This window comes from Paenibacillus pinihumi DSM 23905 = JCM 16419 (genome assembly GCF_000422505.1).
Taxonomy (GTDB): Bacteria; Bacillota; Bacilli; order Paenibacillales; family Paenibacillaceae; genus Paenibacillus_D; species Paenibacillus_D pinihumi.
This window is the reverse complement of sequence record NZ_KE383869.1, coordinates 67,389-85,313: the sequence shown is the minus strand read 5'-3', so window position 1 is coordinate 85,313 and position 17,925 is coordinate 67,389. Positions and strand designations below refer to the sequence as shown.

The window sequence follows — 17,925 nt, the reverse complement described above, 5'->3', positions numbered from 1 at the left end:
AACTGCTATAGAGTAAACCACCAATAGGCGATACCTGCGAGGCAAAGCCGGGCATGGGGTGTCTACCGGTTCACATGCTTGATCATCAGACGCGTGTATCCGCCTATCAAGCGCGCCAAGCGGTCCGCGAGCCTGTAGCTCACCAGCATCAGTATGACCCCTGCGGCTGACACCATCATGGCTTTGGCAATCGTATCTACCGGCGTACCCATAAAGGAAAGGCTGATAAACGGATAAAGGAACGGGACCGCAATCAATGCAAGCGGCGCCGCATAGAGCAAGGCCGCACTGATCAGACTTAAAATCCCTACCGGAAATTTCAGCAGCAGCCAGCCAATCGCGGTCCAGTTACGTCGATTCAGCAGCTCTTTTTTGGCTTGAAGCCAGTTGGACACTTCGGGGTTGGCGGATTTAACGCACGGCTCGGTGGTAATGTCCGTATAGATCTTGGTCTGTATCCGTTCAAATTGCAGGAAGGCGGTCGTCGTCCGCAAAACGTGAGTAAGGAGAGGAACGCCCGCGACGGTAAACGAAAGGGTCAAACCCAATGTAAGAGCGACCAGATAAAAGCTGAAGTAGAACAATCCGGTGACAAAAGTAAGTAGCAGGAAATAGCCGTTTTGAATAAAGCTGACGACGGTTCTGGCCATCAAAGAGCCCACATCCTTTGCAAGTAGTAGACGTATTCTACGGCTCTTGATGTCAACTCCGCCAGTGTCATAATGTCATATGACGCGCAAAATCAAGGAACTACCCCTCAACTTCCTTCCGCAACTGCTCAAACACCCGCTTCGTCTGTTCGGGCTCCTGCTCATTATAAAATACATACGAATCCTTTAACTGAATCTGAATATAAGGCGGGCTTTTAAAAATATACATTCTTGCTTTGCCCAGCTCCTTCAGCTTGAAGTGGCCGCGGGCAACCTTGCTGGTCCCCTCCCCGTTGGTTTTCACCCCGGAAGGTATGTTATCCACCAGCGATATTTGCTCGATGTCGTCCACATTGAAATCAAAGGAGTACATGGGGTAATTGATCTCGACTTTGCGCTCTGGCGTTACGGTTAGCACTGGCGTATTCAGCTCGGAGCTGATCAACAGGAACGATACCCCGATGACAATCACAGCAACCAGCGGGACAGTTCCCCATATGAACCATTTCCCGGCTGTAGTAGCCGTATTCACCGTTGTCCCTATTCCGACCCGTTTCGGGACGAACACCGTTTTATCGTCAGGGTTGTGATAGGTGATTCCGTTGCTCCAGTATTCGTCATCGTCCGTGTAGACCGTTTTGCTGTCCAGCTCCAATGTCTCCTGCTCCAGATGGGCGATTTTATAATATACGTACAGTACCAGAGTTGCCGGAACCAGGCCGAACACGAAAATAATCCCCAGCCAAATACTGAAGACGGACTCGCTGCCGCTCACTAAGAATAAACTGATAAGCAGGAAATGAATGTTCCCCAAAATCGCCAAAGCTAGCCATAAGTACGAGAGATACCTGCGCCGGGCCTGATTCAAGCCAACGTTCACCTCGCTGCTTGAGCTGTACACTTTGGCCTTCATCCTGCGCATTCCAATCGTCAGGAGCAAGATCAGCAGCGTAACGATCAAACTTCCGATCCCGATCACCAGCAGCTCCTGCTCGTGCATCCCCCACCATACCAGGCCGGCAGCCATTGCCAGCGGGATCGCGAACAACCCTAACGGGGCGGAGCGCTGATTTTTCAAATACGCTGCGCGCAGGTCGCTCTGGATGACGCGCTTTTCGCCAACGAACCATTCGTTTTCCCGTTTTAAAGCCAGCGTAGCCCGGAACCCTTGCCGGAACCAAATGTTGGCGGCAGCATTAAAGCCGAGAGCCCATAGAATAAGATATATCACCTGATAGCCAATCCAATTATAGAGCAGAAGCACCGGGACAAGAGCTGCAGCCATCCACCATAACATCCGTTTAAAACGCTTGCCGAACTCCGCCTGAACGTCCTTGAGCTGCTCATCTTCCATCGCATGGGGCGGCAATGTAACGGCGAACAGCATGCCGTTCTTATATCGGGTCTGGCCCCTGTAGTTCACAGGCACAACAGTGAAAAAGAGGAGCACGACAAATGACAAAATTACTGTGGTCAGCATCGGAATCAACTCATTTCTATTAAGTATGGGCAGGCCGGTAAGTCATTTTGGAAAAAATCTGCGCGCACAGTGTTTGAAACCGGGACTGATCCATCCCTTGAATTGTAGCTTGCGCGATGATCAGTTGAAGCTGCTCCTCCAGCTCCGGAGACGGCTCCGGGCTGTCTTGCAGCCGCGGACTTACTTTGGCTCCATGGCGCCGATCAATGACGATGTAGCCCTCCTGCTTGAGCAGTGAATAAGCCTTATTTACCGTCATCGTGTTGATGCCCAGATCCTCAGCAAGCTGGCGGACAGTCGGAAGCTTCTCCTGTGCGGCCAGCTCGCCGGTCGCAATTCCGATCACGATTTGGTTGCGCAACTGTTCATACAGCGGAATTTCGCTGTCTAACTGCAATGAAATAAGCATAATCGTGTTTCACCACCCAATCTTATTTGTATTACTTATTATAATACAAATAATACTTAAAGTTGACAACTCCACCCGCAAAATTTAAACGTTCACAGAAGGCTAATTCCTGGCGAAGCCAGGCGGCGATTCGTGAAAAAAGAAGCTTACTGCGGCTTACACCAGTGCCAGCTTGTAAAAAAGGGCCAAAGAACAATTAAAAATGTTCTTTGGCCCTTACTCTATTTTCACATCTTGCTTTTGATCAACACCGTCCAGTTGGCAGCCTTTTCGGCGTGATCCTCACTTATTCACCGCAATAACAGCAATCTTCTCATCGACTTGGCCAATCCAAATTTCCCCGTCGCCGACCATAACGCCCTTATAATTCACGAACAGCTTGTCTTCCTTCTGGGCAAGCAGCTTTTTCTTCACTTTTTCGGTCATGATTTGATTGTACTTCGCGATAAACTGCTTCTTATTTTTGATCTCCACACTTTTCCCATTACTATTCACACGCAGCGGATAGGATACCAGATCAGCTACAGCCGCTTTATTTTTTGCTTTTACTTCCTTTTGCAACTTGCTAAAAAATTTGGAGAGCTCTGCAGCGCTGTCGATGCCCGCAACCTCATAAGGATTGTTCTGCTTTACTTCAACCGTTTTAGCCTGCTGTGCCACACCTGCCACTGTCTTGGGAGCAGCGAGGACTTGTCCGCTCAGGGCAGTAACTGCAATAACCAAACTTAGTACAAATGCGCTTTTTTTCATCATGTCTTACCTCCAAGGTTGTTTGTAAGCCAAGTATAAAGGTTTGTTGTGTACAACACGTGTACATCGTGTGTTTCTATACACATCATTTAATCCTGTGTTTGTATTCATCGAAGCACCGTTATCTCAACTTTCATACGGCGGTCTGCTGGATATTCGTCCGTTCAACTTATATCGTGCTGCACGTCTACTTAAATTATCTAAGGATTATAAAAATTAACCCATTCAGATCCCGGTTGAACCCGGGTAAGATCAATTGTAATCAAATCAATAATAATCAGGCAGGTGAGAACATGAGCGAGCTTCTGCGATTGGATGGAATCATGAAAGCGTTCCCGGGTGTAAAGGCCTTGCAGGATGTACAGTTTGATGTAAGAAAAGGAGAAGTCGTGTCTCTCATGGGAGAGAACGGCGCGGGAAAGTCAACGCTGATTAAAATATTGGCCGGAGTCTACCGGAAGGATGCAGGCACCATTCAATTTGACGGCCGGCGTGTTGAGATTGAATCACCCCTGCATTCTCAAAAGCTCGGTATCAGTGTCATGTTCCAAGAGCTGAATTTATTGCCGAATCTTAGCGTGGCGGAAAATATATTTGCAGGACGGGAAAAAGGAAAATTCGGTTTATTCGACAAGCACGGCACGAGAAAGGAAGCGCTCCGCTATATGAATGAGGTGGGGCTGAATTGCCCCCCGAATACGCCAGTTCGTGAGCTGTCCGTCTCACAAAGACAGATGGTTGAATTCGCAAAAGCGCTGTCCATTCAATCCAAGCTCATTATATTGGATGAGCCAACCTCTTCTCTGACAGACCGGGAGGCCGAGCGGTTATTTGAAATCATAGAGAAGCTGAAAAGAGACGGCGTTTCGATTGTCTTTGTCTCCCACAAAATGAAAGAAGTCCAGATGATCTCCGACAGGGTTCACATTTTGAGGGATGGCGCCTATGTCGGCTGTCTTGAAAAAGGCGAGGTCACAGAAGACCGGATCATTCAATTAATGGTCGGCAGAAAGCTCGAGAACATATTTGAGAAAGCGCCGTCCGCTATTGCGGATGAAGTTCTTGCGGTCAAAGGATTGCATGTGCCGGGCAAGTTGAAGAACATCAGCTTTTCGGTTCGAAAAGGCGAAATTGTCGGATTTGCAGGACTGGTAGGAGCCGGCCGTACCGAAGTGATGCGCGCCGTTATGGGGATTGATAAACGCAGCAGCGGCCAGATTTTCATAGAAGGCAGGGAAGTGCACATTACGTCGCCTAGCCAGGCTATCGAGCATGGCATCGGTTTAGTGCCGGAGGACCGCAAGCAGCAAGGACTGGTTCTTGGACTGAGCGTCAAAAAAAACATCTCATTGTCTGCCTTGCAGCAGCTGACTCGCATAGGCGTCTTATCCGGAACGGCTGAGGATCAGCTGGCGGATGAATATATCAATAAGCTGAGCATCAAAACGCCGCATAGAGACCAGAGAGCAGGCAATCTGAGCGGCGGGAATCAGCAAAAAATCGTCATTGCCAAATGGCTGGCTACCCATCCGCGGGTTCTGATTTTGGATGAGCCTACGCGAGGCATTGATGTAGGTGCAAAAAAGGAAATCTACACGCTGATGTCCAAATTGGCCCGGCAAGGGGTGGCGATTATTATGATCAGCTCCGAGATGCCGGAGATTCTCGGCATGAGTGACCGCATTATTGTCATGCATGAAGGGGAAATAAAAGGTTCCTTGGACCGGGAATCGGCAACGCAGGAAAAAATACTCGAACTTGCACTTAAGGGGGCGTAAGCAGTGGACACGGAAAAAATGACCTCTCCTTCAATAGGAAAAGTAAAGGGCAGCATGTCCAAGCTGTTCAGAGGGTCCAACGATATATTGGGTGTTTTCTTAATTCTGCTTGGCCTTTGTGTCGTGATGACATTTGCTTCAGACAATTTTCTGTCGGTAGATAATTTGTCCTCTGTTGCCCGGGCCTTTTCATTTGTAGCCATTATGGCAATCGGGATGACCATCGTCATCATAACCGGCGGCATCGACATGTCTGTCGGTTCCATATTCGCGTTTGCCGGGGTCATTACCGCTTATTGTTATTCAGATCTTCAGCTTGCGCTGCCGCTATGCATACTGCTTGGCATCATTGGCGGAGCAGCATTTGGATTCATTAACGGTTTGCTTATTAACGAATGCAACCTTCCCCCCTTTATCGCCACATTGGGAACGATGAGTGTAGCCAGAGGCTTATCCTATGCCATTACAAGCGGCTTCCCGATCAGCATGCCTTCATCATTTAACAAGCTGGGGCAAGGCATGATTTTTAACATCCCTTATCCGATCATCTTGATGATTGTGCTTGCGATTATCTTCACGTTTATTCTGAACAAAATGATATTCGGCCGCCATGTTTACGCCGTAGGCGGAAGTGAAGAGGCTTCTGCAATTTCCGGCATCAAAGTAAAACGTGTCAAATTGGCCGTATACACGATTTCGGGTTTTCTAAGCGCGATCGCAGGAATCATCATGACAGCCCGATTAGGGGTGGCCCAATCAACAGCGGGCCTTGGCTATGAGCTGGATGTCATTGCCGCGGTTATTATCGGCGGTGCCAGCTTCTCCGGCGGCAAAGGAACGATTGTAGGGGCTATTCTTGGCGCAGCGATTATGGGCGTGCTGCGCAACGGTCTTGTTTTGTTAAATGTATCGGCGTATTGGCAGCAGACCGTCATTGGCCTTGTCATTATCATTGCCGTTACCATCGACCAGCTGCGGTATAAGAAAAAAGCGTGATCCTGGAAGCTCTTAGAGGGGGTGAGGAAGGTATTTTAAGCGGAAGGCTCCCCGCTAGGCTATATAAGTGAACGAAAGCCGGATAGCCAGAGTGTGAAAGGATTCTGGAGAAGCGAAGCGGTCGCCTTTGTCCCCGGATTTCCCCCTTATTTATCCTTCATTCAAGAAATCCGGGGACAACAGCGAGCGGCATCACACGGCGGCCCTACCCGCAAGTCATCATTCAACTTATATAGTCCCTTCTCAGTATGGCATTATGCTTCATCAATATCATTTCAGGAGGGTTCATTCATGAAAAAAATCGTGATGGCACTTGTTTCAATTATGCTGGTATCCGTCTTGTCCGCATGCAGCACATCATCGGATACAAAAACGGCGCAGGGCGGCGAGAAAAAGCTGACCATTGCTGTCGTGCCAAAGGCGCTGGATAACGCTGTATTTCTCGATTCCAAAGAGGGCGCTGAAGCAGCCGGCAAGGAAATCGGCGTAGAGGTGATCTGGACCGGGCCAACAAAATCTGACGCGGCAGAACAGGTTCAGGTGGTCGAAGGCCTCATTCAAAAGAAAGTGGACGGCATCCTGATTAGTGTCATTGATCCGAATGCTCTAAAAGATGTAATCAACAAAGCTGTAGACGCCGGCATCAAGGTTGCGACCTTTGATTCCGATTCTCCCGACTCCAAGCGTTCCTTTTATGCAGGGACGGAGAACTTCAGCTTGGGCAAACAACTTGGAGAGGCCTTTGCCAAGCTCGTAGAGGGTAAAGGCACCGTGAAGCTTGCGACACTGACAGGCGTGCCCGGCTCCTTCAACCTGGAGCAGCGGATCAAAGGGTTCAAGGAGGGTGCTGCTGGCGCCAACATCGAATATTTGCCTGTGCAGGCTTCTGACGACGATGTGAACAAAGCTGTAACGGTATTGGAGCAATACACACAAGCGAACGCCGACTTGAATGCCTGGTTTGTAGTGGGCGCCTGGCCGTTCCTGACACCGACCGAAACATTGCCGACGCTGAAGAAGTTTGCAGGGAATGGCGGCATTATCGTATCTGTCGATTCCTTCTACCCGATGCTTCAATATGTAAAGGAAGGCACCGTAAAAGTTGAGATTGGCCAGGACTTTATTCAGATGGGCGCATTGGGCGTCAAAAATCTGGTGAAAGCAATCAACGGGGAGCAAGTAGAGGCCTTTGTCGATACAGGAACGATTTATGTCGACGAGGCAAATGTCGAGGAAGTACTAAAAAATACAAAGCCTTGGAAATAAAATGTGCCATCCAAAGAATAGGGCGGGAATGGAAACTCATTCTCCTCTATTCTTTTTGAGCATTCCGCCTATATAAGTTGAACGAATGGCCTTCGAGCAGGGCCGCCGTGTGAATGGTTCTTTCGACCTCCGTTTCTTTTGTTCAACTTGTATAAAATAATGCATATTTGAAATTTATGTAATAAAATAGGTACATTCTCGTTAAATAACATTTCTCTTTCGGAAGGAGTCAGCGCATGCGGTTTCTCCCACTTATTTTGCTATTCGTATGTATCCTGAGCGGTTGTGATAATGGTTTTGAAAGCGATTCCAATTCAGCCGTCAATCAGCCTGAGCCCGTAACAGAGACACATAATGTGGACATGACGAACACGGAAACGAAATCCAAGGATATCATCATCTCCTACATCCCCAAATCGCTCGACAATCCGGTATTTCTCGAAACAAAGGACGAAGCGGAGCGGATCAGCCGCCAGTACGGGGTGAAGATGGAGTGGATGGCTCCCATGAATACGCAGGCTGCGGAGCAAGAGAAAATTATGGAAAGCCTTATTCGCCGCCAAGTGGACGGTATTGTGGTCAGCTGCATTGACGCGGACCGGTTAAGTCCACATATCGATAACGCAATTGATGCCGGCATCAAGGTGGCGACCTTTGACTCCGATTGTCCGAACAGCAAGCGGTTATTTTATGTTGGCACGAACAATTATGAGATCGGCAAAGCCAGCGCCTATAAAATGCTGGACACATTACAAGCACACGGGAAAATGAATACCCCCTTGAAGGCTCTTGTCATGACAGGAGACAAGGAAAGCTTAAATTTGAATGAACGGATCAGGGGCTTTCAGGATGTGTTAAATGCTGCTGTCCAAGTGGATTATTTGTCGGTGCTTGAGTGTATGGATGATCTTACATTGGCGGGGGAACTGCTGGAGACCTATATCCGGACAAATGACGATGTGGATTTGTTTTTCAGTACTGGCGGATGGCCGCTGCTTGTCCCTGTGGATGCACTTCCGGAATACCGGAAATGGCGGGAGAAAGGCGGCATGGCCGTTATTGTGGATACCTTTTACCCGATGGTTGTCGCAGCAAAAGAGGGGATGGCCGATCATTTGGTCGGGCAGGAATTTACGATAATGGGCAGATGGAGCATGGAGCATATGGTTGAAGCTATTCGCGGAAAAAAGTTTACGCAGACCGAGTACTTTACCGGCATCGAATATGCGGATCAAAGCAACTTTGATGAGCTGCTGCAAATGAAGGAACCGTGGGAGATCAAATAAACATGAAAAAATTAATCACTTCGAGCATGAAGGTGAAGCTGATCATATGCATTACCACCATCAGCATCGTCCCCATTATGATTCTCGGCTATATATCCTATCAATTCTATATTAAAAATCTGCAAGAAAATACAATTTTGTATTCCGCCGAGGTCATTGCCCGGGTGGACAAAACGATTGAAACCTATGTTAGCGATATTATTAACATATTGAATTTTAGAAACGACTATTATTTATTGCATTATCTCAAACTTACGGAAGCGGGAAATATCGACAATAACCGCAAGTACACAGTCCGCATGCTGGAGCAATTCAATCAATATAAAATGATGAAAACAGACCTTGAGGATATTCGAGTTGTGATGGAAAACGGGTATACGATCGGCTCGATGGGCCAGTATTGGGACACTCAAAGCGATGCGTTTTTTAAATTGATGAAGGATAAACCGACCGATGAAGCCATTATTATGGCCCCGCATCAAAATTTGCTTAATGTGAACGTATTTACGATATGCAAAGGAATAAATGCTTCTTCCTTGCATCAATTCAGTGCTCTCTGCATTGATGTGAATACAGAGTTTTTGAATCGTATTGTGAAGGATATTAATATGGGGACCGGTGGTTATGTGTATTTGACCGACGCCCAAGGCAAAGTCATTTACCAGCCGGCTCGCTCGGATCATTTGAGAAACCATAAAGCCGTTATCGATCATAAAAAACTGGAAGACGAGGAGAGCGGCAGCTTCATCCATGCCATTGAGAAGCAGGATTATATTGTGACCTTTATAACCTCAAGCCTGACAGGCTGGCGCATCGTTGGCGTATCCCTGGAATCGGAGCTGGTTAAGGGTGTTGACCGCATTCGCAGCATAACGGTTTTGGTCATCGCGATATGCATCGTGGCCGTTATTCTAATCTCGGTTTATATTACCAATCGAATGACAAAGCCGATAAAAGCGCTCCAGGAGCTCGCCTCTACGGCAGCAGAGAAAAACTTCTCCGATCATGCCACCGTACAGGGCAGGGACGAAATTGGTTACCTTGCGCTAAGCTTTAACCGCATGATCACACGAATCCGCGAGTTAATGGATCAAATTGTGGAAGACAAGGACCGTATCCGCAAGATGGAAATTAAAGCGATGCAGGAAATGATCAAGCCGCACTTCGTGTACAACACACTGGATTCGATTATCGGGCTGCTGGAAAGCAACCGGATTGATGATGCGCTGGATATGATCGAGGCGCTCGGCAAGCTGTTTCGCACAAGTCTAAGTCATGGGAAGGAGATTATTGCCATCCATGAGGAAGTGGATCATGTGCTGACGTATATCCGCATTCAGCAATTCCGCTTTTTTAATAAATTCGACTATGAGGCCAATATCGATTCTTCCATGCGTGCCGCTCTGACGGTCAAGCTCATTTTGCAGCCGCTTGTTGAGAATAGCATCTATCATGGCATAAGAGGGAAAGAGGGCCGGGGCCGGATTGAAATTAACGGCTATCAAAAAGCAGACCATATTGTGCTGGAAGTTCTCGACAATGGGGGAGGCATCGAGGCAACCCGGCTGCGGCACATTAACCACGTGCTTGCGGGCAGAACCAGTGTGACCGATGCATCCGATTATTTTGGCATTCGCAACGTCAACGAGAGAATCAAGCTTGCTTTCGGACCGGAATTTGGCCTGATGCTGGAACAAGTGCCGGGCGGGGGGATCAAGGCGGTTGTCCGGCTGCCGTTAACTAGTGATTCTAATGGAGGCATTCATTTATGATACGGGTACTGGTCGTTGAAGATGAGGATATGATCCGGGAAAAGATTAAACATAACATAGATTGGGCAGACAACGGGTTTGGAGAAATCTATGAGGCTGCCAACGGGGCAGAAGCTTGGGAGTTGTTCGAGCGGCACCGGCCTGAAATTGTCATTACCGACATTCAAATGCCGGAGATGGACGGGATTGTGCTCACAGAAAAAATAAAGCAGGCTTATCCCGACTGCAAGGTCATCATTATTTCAGGCCATGCAGAATTTGATTATGCCAAGGAATCTATCCGGTTAAAAGTGAGCGACTATATTTTAAAGCCCTTCCGGTCCCGCAATTTGCTGGCCAAGGTGTTAAAGGTTAAAGAAGAAATCGATTCTTCACAGCTTGATTTGCAGGAGCGGGAACAGATGAGAAGGCAGCTGTCAGAAAATCGTAAGCTGTTGCAGGAGAAGTTTTTCCGGGATTTGCTCAGCCATTGTGTGGTGCATGAGCCTTATAAGCAAATATCCTTTTTGGGGCTGGAAGAGCTGCAATCCCGCTCCTATCATACCGTCGTCCTTCAAATTGATTTTTCCCTGGCCGGGACTCAGCATGAGGACATGTATATTACGAATTTACTTCTGTATCAGTGGATGGAACGCCAGATCCAGGAGAACGAAATACAATGCTTTATCATAAACTATAAGCTGGATCAGCTGGTCCTTATCGGATTTGATCATATGCACACATGGTCGGCCTTGTTGGAGGAGTGGATTGAGAAAGCGTGGATGGAAAAAGGGTGCCGGTTGACGGCAGGCATCGGGAGCAACTGCGGCTCGCTGCTGGAGATGCACGGCTCCTACCAGGAGGCCTGCAGCGCGGTTGCCTTAAGTTCGATTCACGGCAAAGGAATTGTATTTACCTACAACGATCTGAATAGTGAACGGGATCAATACAGCAGGCAATTGCAAATGCTGATCGACCATAAATTGTACCGGCAAATGAAGTTTGGGCTTTTTCAGGATATTAAGTCCGATATTAAAGAGATTTTGGATGAAATTAAAAAGGCCCGTTTGAGTACCGATGCTTCCAGCAATATGATTAACCATATGCTGCTGCTGGCGTACAAGGCGATTAATGAATTGGGATTTAATGCATTTTACTTGGCTGACCGGGAGGATTTATATCGCGTAGATGTGAATGATTTTCACGATTTTGAAGCCTTGCATGATCATATTTGTCAAATCTTTCAGCACTTCACCGAGCTTATCCAAACAAAATTGGAGAACCGGAATGTCTCTCTGGTCATGACAATCAAGCAGTATATTGATGAGCATTACAACGAGCATATTACCTTAACCTCGCTTGCCAAAGAATACAAAATAAGCTCCAGCTACCTCAGCATATTGTTCCGGGAACAAACGTCCCAGAACTTTATGGACTATTTGATGAATGTTCGCCTACAGAAAGCCAAGGAACTGCTGCGGACGAGCGATTTGAGAATCTACGAAATTGCTGAGCGGACCGGTTATCGGGACGCGTATTATTTTAGCGCAGCCTTTAAAAAAGCGGTAGGCCTTAATCCGACTGAGTACCGGGAGTACTTGGATACGGGCGGGGGCCGCGCAGCAGAATGATGACCGGCTTTATGCAAAAAACCTCCCTAACTAGTTGCTTGCAACAACTTAATCGGGAGGAATTTGAGCAAAAATCAATTCCACTCGTCTGCCAAAATTGCATAAACACAATCATCATACCACGTGTCATTCATCCGGTAGCTTTTAATAAAATGGGCTTCTTTTCGAAATCCCAGATTCTCAAGTAGCCTGACCGACTTCACATTGTCCGGATCGACGGAGCCTGTAATTCTGTGTTTATGAAGTCCGCCAAACAAGTAATCCATCACGGCCCTGACCGCCTCGGAGGCGTATCCTTGGCCCTGGAATTCAGGAGACAGCGTATAGCCGATCTCGGCCTGAAAACCGTCCTCCATATAGTGAATTCCCACATCGCCAATAAGCTGTCCATCCTTAAGGCACACCGCGACCTGCAGCCATGAATCGCCTGTATTCGGCACTACAGCTATATTCGCGGAGATGAACGACTCTGCATCGCGGATATCCTCAGGCTTCCAGGATTGATACTTATAAACCTCGGGCATCGAACGATAGTTGAAAAAAGCGTCCTTATCCTTCATTTCCAGCATTCGGATGACTAACCGGTCTGTTGTAATGATTTCGAATGTACTCATGTAATGTCTCCAATCGATGTTAGTTAAACGAGTGGCTTTCGGGCATGTACTCCATTTTCCCACAAACATCAACTATTTTCTACGTAAAGAAAAGCTCAAGCTTTATCTTTCGCTTGAGCTTTGTCCTGTATTAATATCGGTCAATGCATTTATTTTTCCTCAGTCCGAAACCATAGTTCACAATACTCGTGCCCGTCTTGGTTTCTGCCGTACATTTCGAAATTGCCGCCATCTACAATATTATAGCTTGACGTGTGCAGCCATTCAGAAAATATCCGGTTTTTTAACGTACCCAAGTCATAGTTGCCGCTGCCGTTCCCATCATTTAAAGTTGAAAATACCGCCCAAGTAGACGCTGGAACATCAACAACCGTATATCCTTCCACCTGACTGTTCTCCGATTTATAACACCCGATAAGATACGGAAAAGTCGTATTGCTTGTGAATTTGTAGGAATCGTATGCAAAAACCGGTTTAATTTCCTTGCTAAAATCCCCCTCGCTCCACCAGTCATCTGTTGCCGACCCGCAGAGTCTATCCAACTTGCCGTCCTGGCCTATGTTTTGCCAAACCTCTGGAATCGATACTCCCTGTTGATTCGCAATCGTATCGTAGTGATATACATCCTCCAGTCCATAAACCTGAAAAGCATCCCGTTTCTCAATGCGATAATTCATCTCGACAACTCCTTTTAATGTAATCTGAAAGGAGATGCGGGGATAGGCTTTTAACTGTGTTCCCCCGTTACGCGCAGATGTAGGAGTCAAGCCATGCAGATGTTGAAATGCGCGCGAAAATGATTCTGGTGTTGCATAACCATATTTCAAAGCAATATCTGTCACTGTATTCTTTCTGTTCTTCAAATCAAAAGCAGCAAGCGTAAGTCTTCTCCGCCTGATATATTCGGATAGCGGCAGTTCAAGCACAAATGAAAACATACGTTGAAACTGGTAAACAGAACACAAAGCTATTCTTGCAATCTGTTCATAGTCAATCTCATGTTCCAAGTTGTCTTCAATATAATCAATAGCAAGGTTCATACGTTGAAGCCAATCCACGGCAACCCCTCCTTTCAATAAAACTATAGCAAGCTGTCGATTCAAGCGCCTGATTTTTGATGCAGCAATATATCAAATGATGGAATGTTGACGACCTCTCAAAAAAAGCCACTGCTTATGATACGGTTCTCCGCTCTGGCTGTAACGGCAAGTTTTTAAGGCCATCCTTTTCGGGATGGCCTTTTCTTTGTAAACGATTTGATGCTTCCCTTGGTCAAAATACCTAATCAAACATTAACTTGATACTGACTGTACCACTTAGGGACAGTAAGCTCAAAGTTGTTATGATCATCCATTACCTTGTGGATCTTCATCAACATCAAATCTAACTCATCCGGTTTTACCTTTAGGACCCATACGACGGATGAGATCAGAGTCATGGCTAGATAGAGTGAATAAAGTTGCCAGAACTCATCGTCAGGTTCACTGTAATTATTGTATCCCTGGATTTGACCGACTGAAAAAGGCACACTAACTTCTGCACTAAAAATACCGACTTTCACAAATTCATGAATGGGATCTCCCCAGTCATACCTGTTGAAATCAATGATACCTGAAAGTTTCCCATCCTTAACGATAAGATTTCCAATATGATAATCATCGTGTTGAAAAATATTGGGCCTATCCTTCATTAAGTACAGTTTATTATCAATAAAGGATAGCAACTTCTCTTCGTTATCTATCGTAACTCCGCATTCGGTATACTCCATTCGGTATCGATGATGCTTGGCGGCCATTCTTTCATCCCAAGACTTCATGTTATCCGGACAAATAACCTGATGGATCTTCTTTAATTCCAAGCCCGACTGAACTCCAATGTTGAATTGCTCTTCTTCCGTTAAAAGTAATAGCTCTTCTGATGCTTCATTCCCCTCAATGAATGAGACGATCATATAACCAAGTTCTTGTTCAGGAAGGACCCCAATTTCAATAGGTCTAGAGCATGTCACATCATGCTTTTCCATCATCTTGAGTCTGCTAAATTCCAATTTCTTGTTTTTATCCTGATCAATGCTGTAGGTTCTTAATATGTATTGGGGGTGGCCATTGCTATCATGTACGATGTACTTACCGTCACTTGAGTATCCCTTGTGAATTTGTTCAAGCTTGGCACTGTTTCCTAGTAGAGGAATAGAGTTGCGAAATCGTTCATACTGATTTATGGAATCACTCATGCTGAACCCTTCTTTCTCTAATTTATCTTACCGAATCAAGTTCAAAATCAGATAAATATCATATTCGCGACCTAATGCCAAGGCCCCTTTTTCGAGGCACTTCAAGAGTCCATGCCCGGCAGAGTGACTCTCCAAGCCTGCTGCGAGATTTTCTGGAAATACTTACAATACGCTTCAGTTTATCACAATAATCTCCCTAAACGAATTTCGCAACACAAAAGCCCAAACTATGTAAGTTTGAGCTTTTCCTCGTGTCAACTTGTCAGTTAAACTTCAATAAAATTGTATTTATTCCTCCGGTTGAAACAAGTCAAATTGATTACCGTACAAATCTTCAAAACCGACTCCTCTGCCTCCTGGAACAGTTGCCGGTTTTCCGTGAAATGCGACACCGCGTTCTTTCATTTCTTTGTAGTCTCTTTCAATATCGTCTGTTTCAAACATGATCAGGACTTGATCAGCGCTCTGTTTACCTATCAAAGCTATCTGATCGGGTGTGTCCGCCTTTACCAGTTCGAATACGGTCTCATTCCCCTCTCTCGGAGCGACCGCCACATATCGGGATCCCGGACCAAATTCCATATCCGAGCAAACCACAAAACCGAGTCTTTCCGTATAAAATTGTTTGGCTTCCTGCTGATCTTTCACTAGAATTGTAAACTGAGCCGCTCTAACAATCATGTCTCCATTCCCTTCCTTCTTTAATAGTTTGACATCGGACTGCCATGATTAAATTATACATGATCAGAGAAATCGAAATTCTTATCAATTGCGAACCTCAGATTATTAAGAGCTGAGGGGATCGAACCCTGACCTTATTACTGACACAATGAGGCTCCTGACAAAGTATTGAGCATCGCCGCTGCCCAATTTGTTCCTTTATCTCTTGCCTTCCTGCCGCTCCAACAGATAAAACATATAATCGGTCGGCACCCCGGCATACCCCTGCTGTCTCAGCATCGCAGTCACATTGCCCCGGTGGTACGTCCCATGATTGACCACATGCCGCAGGATGTCGGAAAATTGCGTTTCCAGACTGCCGTACTTCGGATGTGTGATCGTCATCGCCTTGTCCGGGTCAGGCGTAAGCTGCAGAAGGTCGCGGAACTGCCCGGCGACACCATCAAACAACTGCTGCATCTCATCGATGCTTTTGCCCTGCGCTTCCCCCGTCCAGACCGGAATTTTCGGGAAAATCTCCTCATTCGGAACTTGTGCCAGCACCAGCATATAGAGCTGATCAAACAAATAAATATGCCCAAACGTCTGCGCGACGGACGGGAACACGCTCGTCAACTCCGCATGGAATGCCTCCTTCGGAAGCTCCTTCAAGTGGCCAAACAGCCGATTGTTTGCCCAGACATGATAATCATATAATTGCTGTGCGTGGTTAAGCATAGATAAATTCCCCTTCCCTTTATACGTTCATCTGGCTGCTTCAGCCTTGCCTATATCGTACAACGGGTCCACTGACAACGGCTGTCAGTGAAGTTTAATCCGGATCATTCTCGTAATGTCCGGCAATGCCGGATGCAGCTTCCTGGATCTGGCGTTTCAGCTCCAGCGGCTCCAGAACCCGGATAGCCGTGCCGAACGTCAGCAGATATGTCGGGAGATACTTGTTCATCGTCGGTACGTCAAGCAGCAGCCGCACCTCCCGGTCCGTTCGTTCCGCAACATAATGCCGCAGATGCCAGTGGCCGCAAACCTCGTTCAACGTACCGGGCTCTCCCTCAATGCGGATGTCGGTCAGCGGCCCCTCTGCCTCCCGTCCCTGCTCGGACTGGTCGCGGAAGTATGCGGATGCGGAGAACTGTTCCGGCTGTTCGAACTGCGCTTCGGTCAGCTCCAGCCTCAGGATGCGATCCACGCGGAACGTCCGCACCGCCTGCGCCCGATGGCAGAACGCGACAACGTACCATTCATTCCGGTCGTAGGCCAGCCCGTATGGATCGATTTCACGCTCGCTCTCCTGCTCCGCATTCGCTTTGTGATAGACGATGCGGACGGTACGCCCGTCCTTGGCCGCCTGCTCCAGCTCCCGCAAGAGCGGAACGACGGAAGGCGGACGCGCTGGAGAGATGACATCCAGGCCGCTCGCCTGACGGGACAAATCGCGACGCTGCTCTTCTTGCAGCCCGTTCTCCACCTTCTTCAGCGCGCTTTCCAGCTCCTCCGTATATGGATACCCAGCGCCTTGTGCAAATTTAAATGCGTCCACAAGCGCCTTGAGCTCTACAGAGCTGAAGAACAATGGGGTCTCCTTGAAGCTGTCCAGAATGCGTATGCCACCGTCATGTCCCGATTCTGCGACGACCGGCACGCCGCTGGCGCATAAAGCGTCAATATACCGGTACACGGTGCGTACACTGGTCTCCAGGCTGTCCGCAATCTGCGCAGCGGTCAGCTTTTTTCCGGATCGCAGCATCCATAGCATGGACAGCATATTATCCCATTTTGCCACCCAAGAGCACCCTCTCTTCCTTATGTAAATCAAACTGATTTGAGTATGGCACACTTAGGTTAAAGAGACAAATTTTCGCATATACGCAATGCGTTTATTAGAAAATCGGCACAAGCTTTGTTCCCCGTTAAGCAAATCTTAAGAGAAGCTGCCTTTACCCTCCCGACATTTTCTGCACAGTTATGAAGGGTCGTTTCTTGTGAAAACTTGTCATTCCTTATGCTGCCTCTAAGCCCGGATAACAACAAAATATGGGAAAGACTGTCCAATAAGCCATTATGCATTACATATTTTTCATAATGTGCCATGGAAAACGGTTGCATATGGGGGCTGTCGAATATTGTTATTATTTTTTATCATTTTCTTATTGATATCTGGGCAGTTTATGTTATTATGATATTGCGTTGTTGGAAAGCTGCTATTCAAAATATACGGATCTTTCCCAGCAGATAATTTTTGACCACATCCACTTAGGAAGTAAAGGCCATACGGACAGCCGGGTCAAATGCCGACTGGCAACTTTAGTTGCCTTATTGATTGAGCTAAGAGCTCAAATTTTATAAGTTTGGTTTCTTTACGACCAGTGCATTGCATCGCACATCGACTTGTGAAACGAT

Annotated in this window: 16 protein-coding genes; 6 read left to right on the top strand and 10 right to left on the bottom strand. The window is 47.1% G+C overall.

Annotation, left to right across the window (positions count from 1 at the left end; genetic code table 11):
- Positions 1–62 precede the first annotated feature (62 nt).
- The 4 genes from H583_RS0129460 to H583_RS0129445 form a co-directional block, all read right to left on the bottom strand.
- The gene (locus tag H583_RS0129460) at positions 63–650 is read right to left on the bottom strand and encodes a sensor domain-containing protein (RefSeq protein ID WP_028563627.1); all 588 of its coding nucleotides are present in this window, start codon (positions 648–650) and stop codon (positions 63–65) included.
- A 100-nt stretch (positions 651–750) separates the two neighbouring features.
- Positions 751–2,130 carry a DUF5808 domain-containing protein gene (locus H583_RS0129455; RefSeq protein ID WP_081667653.1) on the bottom strand — a complete coding sequence of 460 codons (1,380 nt, stop codon included), beginning with the start codon at positions 2,128–2,130 and terminating at the stop codon, positions 751–753.
- A gap of 19 nt (positions 2,131–2,149) precedes the next feature.
- Positions 2,150–2,539 (bottom strand): GntR family transcriptional regulator, encoded by a 390-nt coding sequence (locus H583_RS0129450; RefSeq protein WP_028563625.1) that lies wholly within the window; start codon positions 2,537–2,539, stop codon positions 2,150–2,152.
- Positions 2,540–2,821: 282 nt separating this feature from the next.
- A complete protein-coding gene (locus H583_RS0129445; protein WP_051237215.1) occupies positions 2,822–3,292 on the bottom strand; it encodes a hypothetical protein in 471 nt (156 codons plus the stop codon).
- A 290-nt stretch (positions 3,293–3,582) separates the two neighbouring features.
- Between H583_RS0129445 and H583_RS0129440 the strand changes: the two genes are divergently transcribed.
- The 6 genes from H583_RS0129440 to H583_RS0129415 all read left to right on the top strand — a co-directional run bounded on the left by H583_RS0129440 (position 3,583) and on the right by H583_RS0129415 (position 11,997).
- Complete coding sequence (locus H583_RS0129440; protein ID WP_028563623.1) at positions 3,583–5,067, top strand: sugar ABC transporter ATP-binding protein; 1,485 nt, start codon at positions 3,583–3,585, stop codon at positions 5,065–5,067.
- A 3-nt stretch (positions 5,068–5,070) separates the two neighbouring features.
- Positions 5,071–6,063, top strand: a complete 993-nt coding sequence (locus tag H583_RS0129435) for an ABC transporter permease (protein WP_245586026.1) — start codon at positions 5,071–5,073, stop codon at positions 6,061–6,063.
- A gap of 291 nt (positions 6,064–6,354) precedes the next feature.
- A complete protein-coding gene (locus H583_RS34725) occupies positions 6,355–7,329 on the top strand; it encodes a sugar-binding protein (protein WP_051237213.1) in 975 nt (324 codons plus the stop codon).
- A 236-nt stretch (positions 7,330–7,565) separates the two neighbouring features.
- A complete protein-coding gene (locus H583_RS0129425; RefSeq protein WP_028563621.1) occupies positions 7,566–8,615 on the top strand; it encodes a substrate-binding domain-containing protein in 1,050 nt (349 codons plus the stop codon).
- Positions 8,616–8,617: 2 nt separating this feature from the next.
- A complete protein-coding gene (locus tag H583_RS34720) occupies positions 8,618–10,387 on the top strand; it encodes a cache domain-containing sensor histidine kinase (RefSeq protein ID WP_051237211.1) in 1,770 nt (589 codons plus the stop codon).
- Complete coding sequence (locus H583_RS0129415) at positions 10,384–11,997, top strand: response regulator (RefSeq protein ID WP_028563620.1); 1,614 nt, start codon at positions 10,384–10,386, stop codon at positions 11,995–11,997. The genes H583_RS34720 and H583_RS0129415 overlap by 4 nt, the downstream gene beginning before the upstream one ends.
- Before the next feature lie 74 nt (positions 11,998–12,071).
- Here the strand turns inward: H583_RS0129415 and H583_RS0129410 are convergent, their stop codons facing one another.
- The 6 genes from H583_RS0129410 to H583_RS0129385 form a co-directional block, all read right to left on the bottom strand.
- Complete coding sequence (locus tag H583_RS0129410; protein ID WP_028563619.1) at positions 12,072–12,611, bottom strand: GNAT family N-acetyltransferase; 540 nt, start codon at positions 12,609–12,611, stop codon at positions 12,072–12,074.
- Positions 12,612–12,760: 149 nt separating this feature from the next.
- The gene (locus tag H583_RS0129405; RefSeq protein ID WP_245586025.1) at positions 12,761–13,714 is read right to left on the bottom strand and encodes an AraC family transcriptional regulator; all 954 of its coding nucleotides are present in this window, start codon (positions 13,712–13,714) and stop codon (positions 12,761–12,763) included.
- Positions 13,715–13,896: 182 nt separating this feature from the next.
- Positions 13,897–14,844, bottom strand: coding sequence for an aminoglycoside phosphotransferase family protein (locus H583_RS0129400; RefSeq protein ID WP_036711500.1), 948 nt, complete (start codon positions 14,842–14,844; stop codon positions 13,897–13,899).
- A 288-nt stretch (positions 14,845–15,132) separates the two neighbouring features.
- Positions 15,133–15,525 carry a VOC family protein gene (locus H583_RS0129395; protein ID WP_028563616.1) on the bottom strand — a complete coding sequence of 131 codons (393 nt, stop codon included), beginning with the start codon at positions 15,523–15,525 and terminating at the stop codon, positions 15,133–15,135.
- Between the two features lie 198 nt (positions 15,526–15,723).
- Complete coding sequence (locus H583_RS0129390) at positions 15,724–16,242, bottom strand: DinB family protein (protein WP_028563615.1); 519 nt, start codon at positions 16,240–16,242, stop codon at positions 15,724–15,726.
- Between the two features lie 94 nt (positions 16,243–16,336).
- Positions 16,337–17,308 carry a helix-turn-helix transcriptional regulator gene (locus tag H583_RS0129385; RefSeq protein WP_028563614.1) on the bottom strand — a complete coding sequence of 324 codons (972 nt, stop codon included), beginning with the start codon at positions 17,306–17,308 and terminating at the stop codon, positions 16,337–16,339.
- Positions 17,309–17,925 lie beyond the last annotated feature (617 nt).

What these genes read in the sequence shown, in the direction of transcription:
- H583_RS0129460 (WP_028563627.1), bottom strand. Translation starts at nt 650, where the DNA reads ATGGCCAGAACCGTCGTCAGCTTTATTCAAAACGGCTATTTCCTGCTA.
- H583_RS0129455 (WP_081667653.1), bottom strand. Translation starts at nt 2,130, where the DNA reads ATGCTGACCACAGTAATTTTGTCATTTGTCGTGCTCCTCTTTTTCACT.
- H583_RS0129450 (WP_028563625.1), bottom strand. Translation starts at nt 2,539, where the DNA reads ATGCTTATTTCATTGCAGTTAGACAGCGAAATTCCGCTGTATGAACAG.
- H583_RS0129445 (WP_051237215.1), bottom strand. Translation starts at nt 3,292, where the DNA reads ATGATGAAAAAAAGCGCATTTGTACTAAGTTTGGTTATTGCAGTTACT.
- H583_RS0129440 (WP_028563623.1), top strand. Translation starts at nt 3,583, where the DNA reads ATGAGCGAGCTTCTGCGATTGGATGGAATCATGAAAGCGTTCCCGGGT.
- H583_RS34725 (WP_051237213.1), top strand. Translation starts at nt 6,355, where the DNA reads ATGAAAAAAATCGTGATGGCACTTGTTTCAATTATGCTGGTATCCGTC.
- H583_RS0129425 (WP_028563621.1), top strand. Translation starts at nt 7,566, where the DNA reads ATGCGGTTTCTCCCACTTATTTTGCTATTCGTATGTATCCTGAGCGGT.
- H583_RS34720 (WP_051237211.1), top strand. Translation starts at nt 8,618, where the DNA reads ATGAAAAAATTAATCACTTCGAGCATGAAGGTGAAGCTGATCATATGC.
- H583_RS0129415 (WP_028563620.1), top strand. Translation starts at nt 10,384, where the DNA reads ATGATACGGGTACTGGTCGTTGAAGATGAGGATATGATCCGGGAAAAG.
- H583_RS0129410 (WP_028563619.1), bottom strand. Translation starts at nt 12,611, where the DNA reads ATGAGTACATTCGAAATCATTACAACAGACCGGTTAGTCATCCGAATG.
- H583_RS0129400 (WP_036711500.1), bottom strand. Translation starts at nt 14,844, where the DNA reads ATGAGTGATTCCATAAATCAGTATGAACGATTTCGCAACTCTATTCCT.
- H583_RS0129395 (WP_028563616.1), bottom strand. Translation starts at nt 15,525, where the DNA reads ATGATTGTTAGAGCGGCTCAGTTTACAATTCTAGTGAAAGATCAGCAG.
- H583_RS0129390 (WP_028563615.1), bottom strand. Translation starts at nt 16,242, where the DNA reads ATGCTTAACCACGCACAGCAATTATATGATTATCATGTCTGGGCAAAC.